The sequence below is a fragment of the Mesorhizobium sp. YC-39 genome (genome assembly GCF_025753795.1).
GTDB lineage: Bacteria > Pseudomonadota > Alphaproteobacteria > Rhizobiales > Rhizobiaceae > Mesorhizobium.
The window spans coordinates 772,908-789,697 of the sequence record NZ_JAOWPS010000001.1; the positions used below are offsets into that span (position 1 = coordinate 772,908).

At 63.5% G+C, this 16,790-nt stretch carries 16 protein-coding genes; 6 read left to right on the plus strand and 10 right to left on the minus strand.

Annotated elements, in window-relative coordinates:
• From OHD62_RS03740 to OHD62_RS03765, 6 genes are read right to left on the minus strand one after another with little or no spacing between them, the layout of a single operon-like run.
• Positions 1-771, minus strand: a complete 771-nt coding sequence (locus tag OHD62_RS03740; protein ID WP_263781040.1) for a GntR family transcriptional regulator — start codon at positions 769-771, stop codon at positions 1-3.
• On the minus strand, positions 768-1,643 hold the full coding sequence (locus OHD62_RS03745) for an ROK family protein (protein ID WP_263781041.1): 876 nt from the start codon (positions 1,641-1,643) through the stop codon (positions 768-770). Before OHD62_RS03745 ends, OHD62_RS03740 begins: the two co-directional genes overlap by 4 nt.
• Positions 1,640-2,380: a PIG-L deacetylase family protein gene (locus OHD62_RS03750; protein ID WP_263781044.1), complete on the minus strand. Its 741-nt coding sequence runs from the start codon at positions 2,378-2,380 to the stop codon at positions 1,640-1,642. The genes OHD62_RS03745 and OHD62_RS03750 overlap by 4 nt, the downstream gene beginning before the upstream one ends.
• Positions 2,377-3,246 (minus strand): carbohydrate ABC transporter permease, encoded by an 870-nt coding sequence (locus OHD62_RS03755; protein WP_263781045.1) that lies wholly within the window; start codon positions 3,244-3,246, stop codon positions 2,377-2,379. The genes OHD62_RS03750 and OHD62_RS03755 overlap by 4 nt, the downstream gene beginning before the upstream one ends.
• Positions 3,243-4,175 (minus strand): carbohydrate ABC transporter permease, encoded by a 933-nt coding sequence (locus OHD62_RS03760; RefSeq protein ID WP_263781046.1) that lies wholly within the window; start codon positions 4,173-4,175, stop codon positions 3,243-3,245. The genes OHD62_RS03755 and OHD62_RS03760 overlap by 4 nt, the downstream gene beginning before the upstream one ends.
• Positions 4,176-4,220: 45 nt before the next feature.
• Entirely contained in the window at positions 4,221-5,492 is a 1,272-nt protein-coding gene (locus OHD62_RS03765) for an extracellular solute-binding protein (RefSeq protein ID WP_263781047.1), read from the minus strand.
• A gap of 321 nt (positions 5,493-5,813) precedes the next feature.
• Here OHD62_RS03765 and OHD62_RS03770 point away from each other — a divergent pair, with 321 nt between their 5' ends.
• The 3 genes from OHD62_RS03770 to OHD62_RS03780 are packed head-to-tail and all read left to right on the plus strand — an operon-like array spanning position 5,814 to position 8,926.
• Positions 5,814-7,106: an ABC transporter substrate-binding protein gene (locus OHD62_RS03770; RefSeq protein ID WP_263781048.1), complete on the plus strand. Its 1,293-nt coding sequence runs from the start codon at positions 5,814-5,816 to the stop codon at positions 7,104-7,106.
• Between the two features lie 57 nt (positions 7,107-7,163).
• Positions 7,164-8,054: a carbohydrate ABC transporter permease gene (locus OHD62_RS03775; protein WP_263781049.1), complete on the plus strand. Its 891-nt coding sequence runs from the start codon at positions 7,164-7,166 to the stop codon at positions 8,052-8,054.
• Positions 8,051-8,926, plus strand: a complete 876-nt coding sequence (locus tag OHD62_RS03780) for a carbohydrate ABC transporter permease (protein ID WP_263781050.1) — start codon at positions 8,051-8,053, stop codon at positions 8,924-8,926. Before OHD62_RS03775 ends, OHD62_RS03780 begins: the two co-directional genes overlap by 4 nt.
• Before the next feature lie 30 nt (positions 8,927-8,956).
• Here the strand turns inward: OHD62_RS03780 and OHD62_RS03785 are convergent, their stop codons facing one another.
• Complete coding sequence (locus tag OHD62_RS03785) at positions 8,957-10,030, minus strand: alcohol dehydrogenase catalytic domain-containing protein (protein WP_263781051.1); 1,074 nt, start codon at positions 10,028-10,030, stop codon at positions 8,957-8,959.
• Positions 10,031-10,960 (minus strand): choline ABC transporter substrate-binding protein, encoded by a 930-nt coding sequence (gene choX, locus OHD62_RS03790; RefSeq protein WP_263781053.1) that lies wholly within the window; start codon positions 10,958-10,960, stop codon positions 10,031-10,033.
• 46 nt (positions 10,961-11,006) lie between these two features.
• Between choX and betI the strand changes: the two genes are divergently transcribed.
• Positions 11,007-11,711: a transcriptional regulator BetI gene (gene betI / locus OHD62_RS03795; protein WP_263781054.1), complete on the plus strand. Its 705-nt coding sequence runs from the start codon at positions 11,007-11,009 to the stop codon at positions 11,709-11,711.
• Between the two features lie 22 nt (positions 11,712-11,733).
• Here the strand turns inward: betI and OHD62_RS03800 are convergent, their stop codons facing one another.
• On the minus strand, positions 11,734-12,258 hold the full coding sequence (locus OHD62_RS03800; RefSeq protein WP_263781055.1) for an MgtC/SapB family protein: 525 nt from the start codon (positions 12,256-12,258) through the stop codon (positions 11,734-11,736).
• Positions 12,259-12,493: 235 nt separating this feature from the next.
• Between OHD62_RS03800 and OHD62_RS03805 the strand changes: the two genes are divergently transcribed.
• Complete coding sequence (locus OHD62_RS03805) at positions 12,494-14,719, plus strand: diguanylate cyclase (protein ID WP_263781056.1); 2,226 nt, start codon at positions 12,494-12,496, stop codon at positions 14,717-14,719.
• A gap of 219 nt (positions 14,720-14,938) precedes the next feature.
• A complete protein-coding gene (locus OHD62_RS03810) occupies positions 14,939-16,372 on the plus strand; it encodes an aldehyde dehydrogenase family protein (protein ID WP_263781057.1) in 1,434 nt (477 codons plus the stop codon).
• Between the two features lie 143 nt (positions 16,373-16,515).
• On the opposite strand, the gene OHD62_RS03815 is transcribed toward OHD62_RS03810, so the two are convergent.
• Positions 16,516-16,767, minus strand: coding sequence for a hypothetical protein (locus tag OHD62_RS03815; RefSeq protein ID WP_263781058.1), 252 nt, complete (start codon positions 16,765-16,767; stop codon positions 16,516-16,518).
• Between the last annotated feature and the right edge of the window lie 23 nt (positions 16,768-16,790).

Sequence of the window (16,790 nt, forward strand, 5' to 3'; positions counted from 1 at the left end):
TCAGCTTCTTGTGGTTGACGGGACACGGCCGGCGCGCAGCGTCGAGCGGATCTCGTAGCGGTCGCCTCGCATGATGGAGACGGTGAATTCGAACGGACCACGCTCGTCGGTGGTGATGCGCTCGACCACGAAAGCGGGGCTGCCGGCCGCAAGGTCGAGCAACTCGGCGTCCGCCGCCCCGACGGCGCCGACGCGGTAGTTCTCGCGCGCCGCGACCGGCACGATACCGTAGTGGCGCTCCAGCGCTTCGTAGAGCGAGCCCTGCAGCAGGCCGGCATCGAGGAAGCCCGGCACGCGCACCGCCGAAAGCTGCGCCGTCTGGATGCCGATCGGCTCGCTGTTGCCGAGCCTGAGCCGCCGGATGCGCACTACCGGATCGCCCTCCTCGATCTCCAGCGCGCCGGCCGCGGCGGCATTGGCGGTGGTCAGGCTGCAATCGAGCAGGCGTGAGCCGGCGATCACGCCCATATTGCTCATTTCCTGGGTGAAGCTGGTGAGTTCGCGAGTGCCTGCGACAAGCGTGGTCGAGCGCACGAAGGTGCCGCGGCCGTGCTCGCGCCGAAGCAATCCGTGCTCCTCGAGGTTGCGCAAGGCATGGCGCAGCGTGATGCGGCTGACGCCGAACAGGGCGCATAGCCGGTCTTCCGCCGGTATCTGGTCGCCCGTCGCCCATTCGCCGCTCTTGACGATGGCACGGATCGCCTCTTCCACCTGGTACCAGAGCGGCTCGGGCCGTCTGCGGTCGGGCTGCTGAAAGCTTGGCTCCCTCATCGTATCTGCCTCCACTGCGGTCCCGCGAGCCCGGCCAGCGCCGCTCCGACGAGGCCGGCGCGGGAGCCGAACGCGCCGGGCCGCAGGACGATGTCGCGCATATGCGACGGCAACTGGCGCCGCAGCGCCGCAAGCAGCGGCGGCCCGATCACGTCCACGGCGTCCGCGAGACCACCGGAAATCAGGATCATCTGCGGATCGAGCAGGGCGACAGCACCGGCAAGGGCGATGCCAAGCCGTCGCGACGGCAGCTCGAGCACCGTAAGCGCTGCCAATTCGCCGGCCCGGGCGGCCTCGATCAACTGGCCGCCGTCGGAGAGCTCGATCTCGCGGGCCAGAACATCGAGCGCTCGGCCCGAGGCGACGCGCTCCAGCCAGCCGCTGCGCTCGTCGCCCGGATCCTTGATATCGGCGCAAGCCCAGCCGAATGAGCAAGCGCCGCCATGCGCGCCGGCGACGATGCGGCCATTGGCCAGCACCGCCGAACCGATGCCGGTGCCGATCGCCAGCAGGATTGCGTCCGACATGCCTTTCGCCGCGCCGTCGGCGGCTTCCGCCAGCATGGCGATCTGCGCATCGTTGCCGACCGCAACGCGCAGCTCCGGAAACAAGGCCGCGATGTCGACGCCGTCGAGCCAGGGCAGGTTCGGGATCCAGCGGCAGACCGAACCGTCGGCCAGCCCGGGCACGGCGAGCCCGAGCGCCTCGACCGGGGCGGCCTCGGCGCATAGTGCGCGGATGCGCGCGACAAAGGCGTCGAGACTGTCGGGCGCGGCTTCGCGACTCAGCGTTTCCAGCGCCCGCACATTGCCGGAATGCAACGCGGCGCGCAGATTGGTGCCGCCGAGATCGATGGCCAGAACGCGCGTCATCGGCCGCGCCCCCGATCGGCCGGCGGCGCGAACAGCCCGCTGCCGGCATTCCACGAATGCGACGCCGCCGCGAAGCCCTGCGCATGGCGCGTGCCGCGCAGGCAGCCACGCAGCCGGTAGAGCGCGCTGTAATAGTCGACATAGGGAAAGCTGCTCAGACCGCGCGCCAGCTCATATTCCCTGACCGCCTCGCTCCAGATGTCGAAGCCGTCGCTGACATCGATGAGGTGCTCTGGGCGAAAACCGTCATCATCTTCCCAGTTCTCGCCAAACAGCAGTAGTTGCGGCGTGTGGGCGGGATGCTTGCGCGCAATCGTCGGCAGCGCCGCGAAGAAGATGCCGGTTTGCGTCAGCTGGGCGGCGGCGCGATGGTCCTTGTGCCAGCTGCCATGCCAGTGCGTGATGACGATCTCGGGCTTCAGCTCGCGGATGATGTCGCAGACCCGGAATGCCGTTTCGTCGTCGGCGGGCAGGAAGGCATCATGCAATTTGAAGGTTCGCATGCCGACGCCGAGCCGCGCGGCGGCCTTTACGGCCTCTGCCTCCTTCTGCACGCTATAGTGTTCGGGGATGAGGCAGGGATGGCCCTGTTCGCCCATGGTGAGATGCAGGAAGGCGACAGCGGCGCCGCCGCGCACGGCGGCCGCCGCCAGCGGCCCGGCAATCACCTCGGCGTCGAAGGCATGTGCCCCCACGACCAGGATCGAACGTGCAGCGTAGACCTTGTCCTCGATCATTTCATGCCTCCCCCGGCGCCGACGCCTTCGCGAATCTGGCGAGCGAGCAGACAATACATGATCAGGATGGGCGCCATGGAGATCGCCAGCGAAGCGAAGACCAGGCCCCAGTCGGTGCGGAACTGGCCGACGAACACGCTGATCGCCAGCGGCACGGTCTTGTAGCGGTCGTCGAAGATGAAGATCAGCGGGAAGAAGAAGTCGTTCCACACCGCGATCGCCGTGAAGATGGCGACGATCGACACCGCCGGCTTCACCATCGGCAGGATGATCTGGAACAGGATGCGCGCCTCGCCGGCGCCGTCCATGCGCGCCGCCTCGTCGAGCTCGGAGGGCAGCACCCGCATGAAATTGGCGAAGATGAAGACGGCGAACGGGATACGGATCGCCGAATAGACGAGGATCAGGCCGGTCAAAGAATCGAGCAGGCCGAGATTGCGCATCAGGGTGAACAGTTCGACCGAGGCAAGCCGGATGGGCAGCATGATGCCGGACAGGAACAGGCCGAGCATGATGCCGTTCCAGCCGAGCCGATAGCGGCTGAGCGGATAGGCGGCCATGGCCGAGACGACGATGGTCAGGATCACCGCGCCGCCGGTGACGATCAGACTGTTGATGAAATTCTGGCCGAGATCGGCGCGCGTCCATGCCTTGACGAAATTGTCGAAGACAAAGCTTTGCGGCAGGCCAAGCCTGTTGTCGTAGATCTCGGCCGTGGTCTTGAAGCAGGAGACGACGAGGATGTAGAGCGGCAAAAGCACGGCCGCTGTCCACAAAACCAGCACCGTCCAGCCGGGCAACCGCGCCAGGCTTGGCATCATGGCTCTTGGCGTGATGGCTTTTGGCGTGATGGAGGGCGCGCTCATAGTTGCACCGTGCGCCGGTCGAAGAAGCGCAGCATCATCAGCGTGCCGATGCTGAGTATCAGGAACAGCATCGTACCGAGCGCCAGCGCCAGACCAATATCGGTGATGCCGACCGCGCCCTCGGCGCCGAAGGCGAGCCGGTAGAAATAGGTCACCAGCGTGTCGGTCGAATAGCTCGGATTGCCCTGCACGCCCTGCATCACATAGACGATGTCGAACTGGTTGAAGGTGTTGATGAACGACAGCGTCGTCAACGTGCCCACAGCCGGCATCAGCAGTGGCAGCGCGACCGAGACCAGCATGCGCGTATTGCTGGCGCCGTCGAGCCTTGCCGCCTCGAAGATCTGGCCGGAGATTTGTCTCAGACCGGCCGTGTAGATCAGCACCGGCAGGCCCATCCAGTTCCAGGCGTCGACGGCGATCAGCATCGCCAGCGCGGTATGGCTGTTGCCGAGCACGGTCAGGCTGCCTTGATGCAAGCCAAGCCCGTTCAGCGCCCATTCGGCGATGCCGCCGGGCGCGAGCAGCAGGCGCCACAGCGCGCCGACGATGACGGGGCTCAGCACCGCCGGGAAGAAGAAGACCGACTGGAAAAAGGCCGCGCCCCTGTCGCGCAAGAACAACAGCCAGGCGAACAGCAGGCCGAGGCCGTTCTGGAACAGCATGATGCCGAAAAACCAGGCGACGTTGTGCCAGAGCGCCCCATAAAGACGTTCGCCGCTCGGAAAGACGAACAGGCGCGCAAAGTTCGACAGGCCGGCGAACTCCTGCATGCGCAGCCCCCTCCAGGTGAAGAAGCTGCCCCACAGCGACATCAGCAAGGGATAGAGGACGAACAGCGCATAGACTGCCAGCGCCGGCAGGATGAACAGCACGGCCATGCGCTGCTGGGTGCGCTGGAGGCTGGTCATGCGGCGAGGGTTGATCATGCGCTGCTCGGTGTGGCCCCGTTCTTTACCGCTTGGGCTTGGTCTTCACTGCTTGGGCTTGAACCAGGTGGCGACGGCGGCCTGCATGTCGGCCGCCAGTTTCTCCGGCGTGATATTGCCCTCGACCATGTCGATGATCTCCGACTGCAGCACCGAGGAGGCCGTCGGTGTCTGCCAGCGGAAGCCGACCAGCGTCAGATAGGGCGTCGAATTCTTCGCCATCTCCATCATCTGAGCCAGCACCGGGTCCTTCACCGTGACATCGGTACGCGCTGGCGGCCAGCCGAGTTCGTCGGCAAACAATTGCGCGAATTCGGCCGAAGCCATGAAGTTCAGCACCTTGATCGCCGCTTCCTTGTTGGCGCTTTCGGAGACGAGGCCATAGGAACCATCGGAGAAAGCCGAGGTGTAGAGCTTGGTCGCGGCATCATCGGCGGGGAACGGGAAGATCGAGAATTTCAGCTTTGGGTTCTGCGCCTTGAAGCTGCCGTTCTCGAACGAGCCGCCGAAGAACATCGCCGCCTTGCCGGAGATGAACTGCTGCGTCGCGGTGGTGTAGTCGACGCCGGCGAAGCCGTCGGAATAGTACGGCTTCAACTCGGCGAAGCGCTTCAGCGCCGCCACATAGCGTGGATCCTCGAAGGTCGCCTTGCCGCTCATCATCTCGTCGTAGAAGCTAGGACCATAGATGGTCGGGCCAACGACGCCGACGCCGATTTCCAGCTCCCAGGCGGAGCCGTTGGCGCCGCCGGCGGCGATCGGCGTGATCCCTGCCGCCTTCAGCTTCTCGCAGGCGGCGACGAACTCCTTGTAGGTCTTCGGGATATCTATGCCCTGCGCGGCAAAAATCTCCTGATTGTAGAACACGCCCATCATCGGCACCGAATAGGGCACGCCATAGACCTTGCCGTCGGCGCGGCCGCGCGCACCACCAAGGGCAGCGTCCGGCATGGCCCTCAGTTCGCTCACGCTGTCATCGAGCGCGTCGAGATAGCCGCCGTCGATGAAGGGCTGCAATTCGCCATAGGCCTTGAGCTGCGCGATATCAGGCCCGCGGCCGCCGCGCAGCGCCGTGCTCAGCCGGTTCTGGTAGTCGGCATCCGGCGTGAACTGGATGTCGACCTTGACGCCAGGATTCTTCGCCTCGAACGCATCGAAGATGCGCCGCATCGCGACCTCGTCCTCGGTGCGCCAGCTCCACAGCGCCACGGTGTCGTCGGCCCTCGCCGGCAGGGCCGTGAAGATGCCGGCGCAAGCGGCGGCAATGCCGCCGATCAGGCCCAGCATCGTGCGCCGGTGAATTGAAAGCATGCTCATTGCCAGTCTCCCATTTTTATCTGTCTTGGCGTGTCACGGCGCTCCAGGCCGCAAAGAGAGTCATTCGCTTATCTCTGGAGTCATTATAACGACATGACTCCAATCGCAAGAGGTGTTCAATGGCACTTGGACAGGGCCTACCAGGAAGGGCGCCGCCGCTACAAGGGTATGCTATTGAAAAGTAACAGATTTATCTGAGGATCGCGATGCCGGACGAAATTTCACCAGCATGGCGGAGGCTCCTCGCGAAGATGGGGCTTGCGCGAAAGCTTCGACTTGTCATAACGTCATTGACATTATTGCCCTGCGCGGAGGATCCGGATGTCCTTGACTTGGATTTCGAAACTGGCATTGGCCGCGGCGCTGGCTGTCATGCCCGCCACCGGCTGGGCGCAATCGGTCACCATCTCCTATCTGACCCATTGGTCGCCGGAGACGGTCACGTTGCTGGAGGCGGCTGCCAAGGATTTTTCGAAGACCAATCCGGACGTGGCCGTCACCGTTCGGGCCGTTCCCTTCAGCGATCTCCTGACCACGCTGCGCTCCCAGGGCGGCAGCTCGGACGGTCCGACCATCGGCGGCATCTATGATCTCTGGCTGCCCGAACTGGCGCGCGACAAACTGGTCGCGCCGGCTCCCGAAGCGATTGCCGGCGAGGTCAAGGGCGCATGGCCGGCGGGCGTCGTCAGTGCTGCCTCGGTCGGCGGCACGCTCTACGGCATTCCCAACGAAATCGACGTCTACGCGCTGAACTACAACAAGGCGCTGTTCAAGCAGGCAGGCATCGCGGCCGCACCCAAAACCTGGGACGAGTTCAAGGACGCCGCCAAAAAACTGACCAACAAGGACGCTGGACAACAGGGTTTCGGCATGATCAATTCCTGGGCGGCGGGCGTCGTCCATCCCTTCGCCTCGCTGCTGGTCTCCAATGGCGGCGAGCTGGTCAAGGACGGCAAGCCGGTGCTGGACAGCCCGCAGGCCGGCGAGACCTTCCAGCTCTATGAGGATCTCATCAAGTCCGGCGCCAGCGATCCGGCAATGGCGACCGCCGATGCCAACACCACCGGACCGTTCCTCGACAATTTCGTTTCCGGCAAGACCGGCATGATCATCATGGCCAACTGGTGGGAGAGTGCGCTGAAGACCGGCATGGGCGACAAGTTCGCAGACATTGCCACCGCGCCGATCCCGGTCGGCCCGAGCGGCGACAAGCCGCATTCGATATCCTATTCCTGGATGACCGTCGTCAACGCCAACGCAGGCGCGGCCGAGCAGAAGGCGGCCTGGGATTTCCTGGCCTGGCTGAACAGCCCGAAGTCCGGCAAGAACGGCGCCTCGGCCATGTCCGACATTCTGATGTCGATGGGCATCTTGCCCTCGCGCAGCTCCGACATTGAGGCGCACAAGGACAAGCTCGGCTCCGAATTCCTGTCGGGCTATGTCAGCGTGCTCGCCGACGCCAGGCCCTTCCCCGTCGTTCCGGGCGGCCAGGAGTTCAGCGAATCGCTGCAGCAGACGCTGGAAGCGTTGCAGTACGGACAGGTCTCGGCCAAGGATGCGCAGAAGAATGCGCAGGCCGACGCCGTCTCGATCCTGGAGCGCGCCGCCAAGTAGTGGCGGGCTCGCCAGCCCGCGCTTTTTGCAAACGCCGCGCTTTTTGGAACGGAGTAGATGACCAGAACCTATCGTGCCTCGGCGGGCATCATGCTGGCGCCCGCCGTGACATTGATCGGCGTTTTCATCCTGCTGCCGATGCTGCTCACCGTCTGGCTGTCGTTCCAGGACTGGTCAACGCAGACGCCCTTTGCCAATGCGAGCTTCGTCGGCCTCGATAATTTTCGCGAGATCTTCGGCCCGACCTCGGTCGGACGCGATTTCAAGGGGGCTCTCGTCAACACGGCGCTCTACACCGCGCTGTCCGTCATCCTGATCCTGCCACTGTCGGTCGCCTTCGGCCTGATGGTCTATCAGCGTGACGTTGCCGGCGGCACGGCGCTGCGCACGGTGCTTTTCTCCACCTATATGGTGCCGATGATCGCCGTGGCGCTGGTCTGGTCAAAACTCTATTCGCCGAGCGAAGGGCCGCTCAACCAGATGCTTGGCCTGGTCGGGATCGGCCCGCAGCCCTGGCTGTCCTCGCCGCGCTCGGCGCTGGTCTCGATCGTCTTCCTCAATGTCTGGCAGCAGGTCGGCTACTTTACCGTCCTGGCGATCGCCGGGCTGACGCAGATCCCCGGCAGCCTCTACGAGGCGGCGAAGCTCGACGGTGCCAGCCGGCGCGAGCAGTTCCGCTTCATCACGCTGCCGCTGTTGCGGCGCACGCTGCTTTTCAGCGCCGTCATTGGCATCATCAATGCGGTGCAGGTGTTCGAGCCGGTGGCGCTGATCACTCAGGGCGGGCCGGTCGGCTCGACCAATGTGCTCACCTATCACATCCGCCGCGTCGGCATCGAGCGAGCGCAAGGCGGGCTGGGCTCGGCCATGGCGGTGATGCTGATGCTGGCGCTGGTGGTCGTCGTCTGCGCGCTGTTTGCCCTCGCCAACCGGAAGGACGACGAATGAGCGCGGCAGGGTTCTCAGGATCGTCGCGCCGGTTGTCGCGCCGGCGCCAGTCTGGACGCCGGGCGCTGCTCGCCACGCTGATGCTGCTGGTCGCCGTGGCGTCGGCCTTCCCGCTGGTGTGGATGGTGCTCTCCAGCCTGAAGACGCCAGCCGAAACGATGCAGGTACCGCCCGTGTGGATACCGCGCGCCCCGAACCTGGAGGCCTACGAGAAAGTCTCCGGCGTCATCAATGTCGGCCGCTCGATGTGGAATTCCTTGGTCATCGCCTCGATCACCACTGCCGGCATCCTTCTCACCAGCATGATGGCCGGCTACGCCTTCGCCAAATACAGCTTTCCCGGTCGCTCGCTGCTGTTTTCCGTGCTGATCGCCACCATGTTCCTGCCGCCGATCGTGACGCTGATCCCGCTCTATCGCCTGGTCGGCTCGATCGGGCTGAATGCCAGCCTCGCCGGCATCATCGTGCCCAATCTCGCCAACGCCTTTGGCATCTTCCTGATGCGTCAGTTCATATTAGGCGTGCCGGACGATCTCATCGACGCCGCGCGCATGGACGGCGCGTCGGAACTGCTGATCCTGTTCAAGATCGTCGCGCCAAGCGTCGCTCCGGCGATCGCGGCACTGGCGCTGTTCGCCTTCGTCTACCACTGGAATAGCTATCTGTGGCCGCTCACCGTGCTCCAGGGCAACGCCGAGGATTATCCGATCGTCATCAGCCTTAGCCGGCTGCTCAGCTACAACAGAGGCGCCCTCAACACCGGCCTGGTGATGGCCGGCGCGACGCTCGCCGTGCTGCCGCCGCTCATCCTGTTCGTCTTCCTGCAGCGCTTCTTCGTCGACTCCATCGTCGGCTCGGCCATCAAGGGCTGATTGGCGGGGGACACGGCGGAGGCCGGACCGTCAGCTCTCGCTATCCGCCGCGACCTTTTCGCGGCGAGGTGGGTGTTTGTCGGATCCATAGACAATAGCTTGCCGCCCTTCGGCGTTTCCGGCTTTCAGCAGGTGCAGTGCGCTGGTCGCCTCGGCGAGCGTGACGCGCTCTACCTGTGCCTCGAACGGCTGCGCCTCATGCAGTTGAATCAGTTCCTGCATCTGCGCGCGCGTGCCGACGCTAGTACCCGTTATCCAGACCCCACTCGCGGTAAGCCACTCCTGGCTCAGCGGCACCGGTTGCGAGACCATAGCCGCCGCGATGATCCTGCCACGCGGACGGATTGCCGCGATCATGGAGTCCCAGGTTGCCGGCGTCGGCGCAAAATTGATGCAGACATGGGCACGCAAGTTCGCCGGCCAGTTATTGGCGAGGCCAGGCGAGGCTAGAAATGTGTGCTCGGCGCCAAGCGACGCTGCAAGGTTGAGCTTGGCTTCATCGGTGTCAACGGCAACGACAGTTGCACCGAGCCGCCGGGCGATCTGGACCGCATAGAGGCCCAAGCCGCCGCAGCCGAATATGGCGCAAGTTTCTCCCGCGGCAATTCCCGCCCGCCTCACGGCGCCAAAAGCGGTCAGGCCCGCACACATCAACGGTGCCAGCACTGCGGCATCGCCCCGATCCGGCATTCGCGCGGCAAAACCTGCGTCGGCAACGACGTATTCCGCAAAAGTGCCGGCAACATCGAAGCCATGAGCCCGCTGGTGCTGGCAGAAGGACTCCATTTCGGAGTGGCATTCATCGCAGTGGCCGCATGTATCGTGAAGCCACGCGATGCCGGCACGCTCGCCGAGGCGCCAGCCTGTAACGCCGGCGCCCACCTGCACCACCCGGCCGACGCCCTCATGGCCGAGAATTGCTGTCTGTTGCCCCGACGCCGGCCGCAACTGCCCTTGCCATACATGCACGTCGGTATGGCATATGCCGCTCGCCTCGAGACGGACCAGTATTTCTCCGGGACCCGGTTCCGGCCGCGGCACACTCATGATGCGCAACGGCTGGCCCGCGCGTTCCAGCACGGCTGCAAGCATCGTGTGGTTCATCTACAGGCCCAGGGCGCTTTTCACTGCCGGCAAGCCCGGCTGGCCGTCAAGGGTCGAGACGCCGTCCAGCCATTTCGCCAGCTTGTCCGGGTTGCGCTTGATCATCTCGCGGGCGGCTTCGTCGGCGGATTTTCCCTCCCCCAGGATCATCCGCATGCCATAGTTTTCATAAGTGAGATCGAATGCAAGATTGGCGAACAGCTTGGCCGCGTTGGGGCATTCTGCCGAAAAGCCCTTGCGGGCGATGGTGCGGACCGTGGCGCCGCCGAAATTCGGCCCGAACTCGACGTCGCCGCCCGACAGGTAGGTTATCTTGTAGTCGAGATTCATAGGATGCGGTTCCCAACCGAGGAATACGACCCAGCTCTTGTCTGCCATGGAATTTGAGACCTGCGTCAGCATTGCTGCCTCGCTGGACTCGATAATCTGCCAGTCGCCCAGCCCGTGTCGGTTGGCTGCCACCATGTCGAGCAGCGGCTTGTTCGAGCCCGCCTCGATGCCATAGATATTGCCGCCGAACTTGTCGGCGTGGGCAGCGAGATCATCGAAGCTCTTGACGCCCTGGTCGGCAACGTATTGCGGGACGGCGAGCGTGTATTTGGCGCCCTCCAGGTTGACGCCCAGCACCTCGACCGACCCCTCATCGAAATAGGACTTGTATTCCTCGTCCTGGACCGGCCGCCAGTTGCCCAGAAAGACATCCATGTCGTTCTCCTTCAGGGCCGAATAGGCAACGCCAAGGCCTAGCAGAGTTTGCGAGGCATCATACCCCAGAGAGTCGAGGATCACCTCGGCGGTGGTGTTGGTCAGGGCAATGTCGGTCCAGCCAAGATCCGCCATGCGAACCTTCTGGCATTGTGCCGCATCGCCGGCGATGGCGGGCGAGGCGATGAGGCCCGAAAGCAAAGCAAATACGACGGTGGTGCGCATTTTTGTTCCCCAGTTTTCTCCGTGAGACGAGTTGCCGGTCAACGCTATGACCTTCCAGCTGTATGTCAATACAGAATCTTGTATAAGCGTACAAAAATCTTATTTGCTAGAAAGACGAATGGCGACTCAACGCAAGCGAACGAAAATCGAGGACATCCGGCGCGTCGAACTGATCGCGGCCGCGCACCGTGTGTTCCTCGAGCATGGGCTGCAAGGCATGACCTCGGCCCGCATATGCCGTGAAGCCGGCATGTCGCCCGGCATTCTTGCCTATTATTTCAAGGGCAAGGACGAGGTTCTGTTCGGCATGGTGCGCTACAATAACCGCTTGCTGATGGAGGATGTCATCGCGCGGCTGCGCGCGGCGCGGACCGCGTGGGCGCGGTTGGAAGCGATCGTCGAAGGAAACTTTCCCGACTCGGCTTTCACCCGCCCCATCGCCAACGCCTGGCTGTCGGTCTGCGCCGAGGCAGGCGTAAACCCGCAATATGCCCGGCTCCAGCGGCTGTTTTACCAGCGGCTGCGCTCGAATCTGGCTTCGGTGTTTGACGGGATGTTCGATGCGACACGCCTGCGCGACGCAAGCCTCGTGATCGCTGCCCTGATCGATGGACTTTGGCTGCGCAAGGCGGCCACAGACGATGTCGGACGCGACGAAGCCATTACCCTGGTGCTCAGCGGTATCCGCTCTTTGTTGAACAACGGAGAGGAGCAACTGCTGCGCCGACCCGCTGACGATCGGGAGACGTGATCGAACTACACTTAGCCACTCGTCAGCCCTTGCGCGGCTTGGCCTCGTCGGACTTCGGCTTTTCCTGCCCTTCGCCGATCCCGGACTTTGCCGCAAAACTATAGAGAAGGCCCGCCACGACAAGCACCAACAGCGTGCCGAGCGCTGCCACCTGCCACAGGCCAAGCCCGCAAGCCAGGCCGATTGCGCCACACAGCCACATGCCGGCGCCGGTGGTGAGCCCGTGGACCTCGCCCCTCGAAAACATGATCGATCCGGCAGCGAGGAAGGCAACGCCGGCGGTGACCGCTTCGACAACGCGGATCGGATCGACCTTGACGGAGTCCTGCACGAACATTGGCACATGAACGATTTCGATGGTCAGGATACCAAAGGTGGCCGCCGCCACGCAGACCAGTATATGCGTGCGCAGCCCGGCGGGCCGATTGCGCCATTCGCGTTCGAACCCGATTGCGGCACCGAAGACCGCCGCCAACAGAAGCCTCGCTGCAATCACCGGAAACGGGACATATGTCGGATGGCCGAATTCTTCGAAGAGTTGTTCCATGAATAACCTGGGGAGACTGATCGTCCACAACGTGCTTGGGCGAGTCGGGTTCCGGAAGGGACCACTGCGCCGAACGCTGCATGGCGGGCAACTCACTGCGGACGGCAGCGGCCGAAGAGACGGCCGCCGGACCGCCTGTTAGCACGATAATAAGCTTTTAATCATATAGGGAAGGAACCCAAATGCTGGCCCGATTTGGCATGTAAGATGCCGTCGTTCCCAGCGGGTCCGTGACGTGCGCATCAAGAGCCAGATCATTCTCAGCATGGTGAGCGCCGCAGCTTTGATCGGGCTGGTTGGCGGCGTTGCGATTTATACACAGATCGCCACAACCAGGTTGCTGGGATTGACCGAAGCGACGGCCGTCGCACGGGAATTGGCCGACACGATCGTCTTCAAAGCATCCGATGGCGCACCTTCGCTGTTCGAGCGACCCGACGCGCTGCGCGAATTCCTGGAGCACCAGCACCATAGCTCGCGCAGGGATTTCCTGATCCTCGACCGCAACAAGGTTCTCCTGGCCCATGCTGCCGACGAAGCACACCCCGTCGGCGTGCAGTACGATCACGACGCCGGCAACGAAGTTGGCAAGACTTTGCAGGATGGCGTCCCGCGCAGGTTTATCGATCCTCATGAAATCAATGACATATTAGCCGTTCCGATCGAATATCCTGAGGGCACGATCATCGGCGCCGTGCTGCTGGAATACGATCCCTTGCTGCGCGACGCCGAACGGCGCGCGAACGACACGCTTTGGCTGGTCGGCCTCAGCGCGGCAGCCGCCATACTGGTTGCGGCGGGCCTCGCATGGATGCTGCTGCGCCGTTTCGGCGCCGGCCTCTCAGACATGATGGGAGGCATGGAATCGCTGGCAAAAGGCGATGCCATGACGCGCATAAATCACACCCGCAAGGATGAGTTCGGGCAGTTGGCGCATGGCTTCAACACGATGGCCGGCGAGCTTGAATCCTCGCGGGCCCAACTGGTCGCCCAGAAGGCCTACATCGAGGATATCGTTCAGACGGCGGCTGAAGGCATCGCCGTCCTCGACGGCGATGGCCGGATTGCAAGCGTCAATCCCGCAGCTGCAGCGATGCTTGGACGACGCGCCGACAAGATCGAGGGGCAGGAATGGGGCTCGGTCATGACTATGCGTGATGCGAGGGGAGGCGAATTCGCTGCTGGGACGTCTCCCGTGGCGTTGGCTTTGACCACTGGCCGTCAACAGCAAAGCGAAGTGCGCCTGACCAAATCGGATGGCTCGCACGTGCCGGTGATCGCGAGCTGCAGTCCGCTCAGCGGTCCCGACGGAGGTCTCGTCCTTACGCTCAGCGACATTAGCGAGCTGCGCCGCGCGGAAGGGGTTGTGAACGAGCGTGCCGAACAACTGGCAGTCCTTAACCGCGAGTTGCACGAGAAGTCGGAGACCACGACTCGTCTGGTGAAGCTCGGCGAACTGCTGCAGGCCTGCGTTACGTTCCCCGAAGCCTTCTCCGTGGTCGGCACCGCCATGGCCGAATTCCTCGGTGGTTTGAGCGGAACCGTCCACTTGACCAGCGCGTCGCGCAACCTGGTAGAGGAGATGGCGCATTGGGGCGATGTTCGATCGAGCGCGGCTCAATTTGCGCCGGAAGACTGCTGGGCCTTGAGACGCGGCCAGGAGCATGTCGCCGGCCCGGGCATGCTGACGCCGCGTTGCGCGCATATCACCGAGAACGGCGGCAAGGGCTATGTCTGCATGCCGTTGGCCGCGCAAGGCGAAACGCTGGGCATCCTTCATCTGTGTGAGCCAAATGCGGCTGAGAAGCCGCAATGGCTGGCCGAAAGACAGCAGATACTGCGCGGCGTCGTCGACACGCTGGCACTGGCGCTCGCCAATCTGCGCCTGCGCGAGACGCTGCGGCAGCAATCGATCCGGGATCCGAACACCGGCCTCTTCAACCGGCGATATCTCGAGGAAACCGGCAGCCGCGAACTGCGTCGGGTGGAGCGTTCGGCTCAGCCGCTGGTGGTTATCATGCTCGACGTCGATCATTTCAAACAGTTCAACGATACGTTTGGCCACGAAGCCGGCGACCTTGTCTTGAAGCAAGTCGCCGCCACATTGCTCGAGCATGCCAGGGACAGCGATGTCGTTTCGCGCTACGGCGGTGAGGAATTTGCCCTCGTGATGCCGGGAAGCTCGGTCGAAGAAGGTGCCGGGCGGGCAGAAGTGTTACGCCAGGCAATCAGGCAGCTTCATTTGACGCATCGTGGCCGCACGCTTGGCACCGTCACAGCCTCGTTCGGCGTCGCGGCTTACCCGGAGCATGGTGCGGGCTGGGCCGAACTCACAAATGCCGCCGATCACGCGCTCTACGAGGCCAAGGGTCAGGGGCGCGACCGGGTCATCGTCGCGCCGAGCGCCCCCGGTGAGCGGCTGCAGTTGGTATCACCTCAGAAACGTGGCCGAGACGCTTAAACGCCGCCGTGGCGCGCTTGAGCCGCCTTGTTCTCGGCGCTCTCGATCGGCGGAGCCCCCTGCGAAGCGCTGCCGCCGGCGATTGAACCGCTCCAGCGCGCCTGGCTCAATCGCCGGCGCTTGCGTTTGACATCGTCCTTGGCGCATCCTTATCTCTCGCACGATACGACGACCGATCTCATCACATCAGGAACTTCGGCGGCCCGAAGGAGAGAAACCATGTCACACAATCTGCAGTTCTATATCGACGGCGCATGGGTCGATCCGGTCGTGCCCAACCGCTTCGACGTCATCGACCCCTCGAACGAAGATGCCTTCGCCCAGATATCGCTAGGCACCAAGGCCGATGTCGACAAGGCGGTGGCAGCCGCCAAACGTGCCTTCAACACGTTCGGGTTTACCGAGGCCGCCGAGCGGCTTGATCTGCTGAACCGCATCATCGCGGTCTACAAGAAGCGCAGCGCCGATCTGGCGCTTGCCGTGTCGCGCGAAATGGGCGCGCCGCGCCAGATGGCGCGGGACAGCCAGGTCGGTATCGGCCTCGCGCATCTGACCAAAATGGCCCAGACGTTGAAGCGTTTCGAGTTCCGCCACGTGAAGGGCAACAACCTCGTGGTCAAGGAACCGATCGGCGTCGTCGGCCTGATCACGCCGTGGAACTGGCCGCTCAACCAGATCACCTGCAAAGTCGGTCCGGCCCTTGCCGCCGGCTGCACCATGGTGCTGAAGCCGAGCGAGATCGCGCCGCTCGATGCCATCATCTTCGCCGAGATCCTCGACGAGGCCGGCGTGCCCAAGGGCGTCTTCAACCTGGTCAATGGCGATGGACCGGGCGTCGGCCAGGCGCTGGCCAGCCATCCCGACGTCGACATGATGTCCTTCACCGGCTCGACCCGCGCCGGTATACTGGTAGCCAAGGCCGCCGCCGACACGGTCAAGCGCGTGCATCAGGAACTGGGCGGCAAGTCGGCCAATATCCTGTTCCCCGATGTCGACCTCGCAACCGCCGTCAGCAAGGGCGTCGCCGGCTGCTTTAGCAACAGCGGCCAGTCCTGCAACGCGCCGACGCGCATGTTCGTGCCACGCGACCGCCACGACGAGGCGGCCGCCCATGCAAAGGTGGCGGCGGAAAAGTTCACCGTCGGCCCGGCCGACGCGCCCGGCGTCAAGCTCGGCCCGGTGGTCAGCCAGACCCAGTTCGACAAGATTCAAGACCTGATCCAGAGCGGCATCGACGAAGGCGCCACGCTGGTGACCGGCGGCCCCGGCCGCCCCGCCGAACTCAACCGCGGCTATTACATCAGGCCGACGGTGTTCGCCGACGTCACCCACGACATGCGCATCGCCAGGGAAGAAATCTTCGGGCCGGTGCTGGCGATCATGCCCTACGATACGGTGGAGCAGGCGGTCGAACAGGCCAACGACACAGTCTACGGCCTGGCCTCCTATATCCAGGCCAAGGACATCAAGAAGGCGCGCGAGGTCGCCGCCCGCATGCGCACCGGCAACGTCTACATCAACTACCCCCAATGGGACGCCAGCCTGCCTTTCGGCGGCTACAAGCAATCCGGCAACGGGCGTGAGTATGCCGAATACGGGCTGGAGGATTTCCTCGAGATCAAGGGCATCGCGGGGTACGAGGCGGCGGAGTAGGATTGAGGCCGGCGAAGACGCCGCCCGTTATCTAGTGTCAAGGACGCGGCTTTAGCTGCGTCCTAGTCGTCGATCCCTCGTGATTTCTATAAGATGCCGTTTTCGGGCCGCCTAGTTGCCAGCCAAGATGGCGGATCAGTCAGTCAATATGTTGCCAATATGCGTGCCATCATCGAGGCGGCAGCGTGGAGGACATTGTCAAGGTGGAGCTCTATCTCCGTGACAGCGGCGACAGGAACGCCGTGAATTAAGAATGGCTGCGGATGTTTCCGAATCCGGAGTCCGCCCGGGTCGGCATGTTCGGCCATTGCCGCCGGATAGCCCATCTCTAATGCATTGCAGTTATCAACGAGTTCCTTGATCTCAGCACAAAAGCTGGTGTCCTCAATGAACATTGCCAATTCTCGCCGCCAGGCAC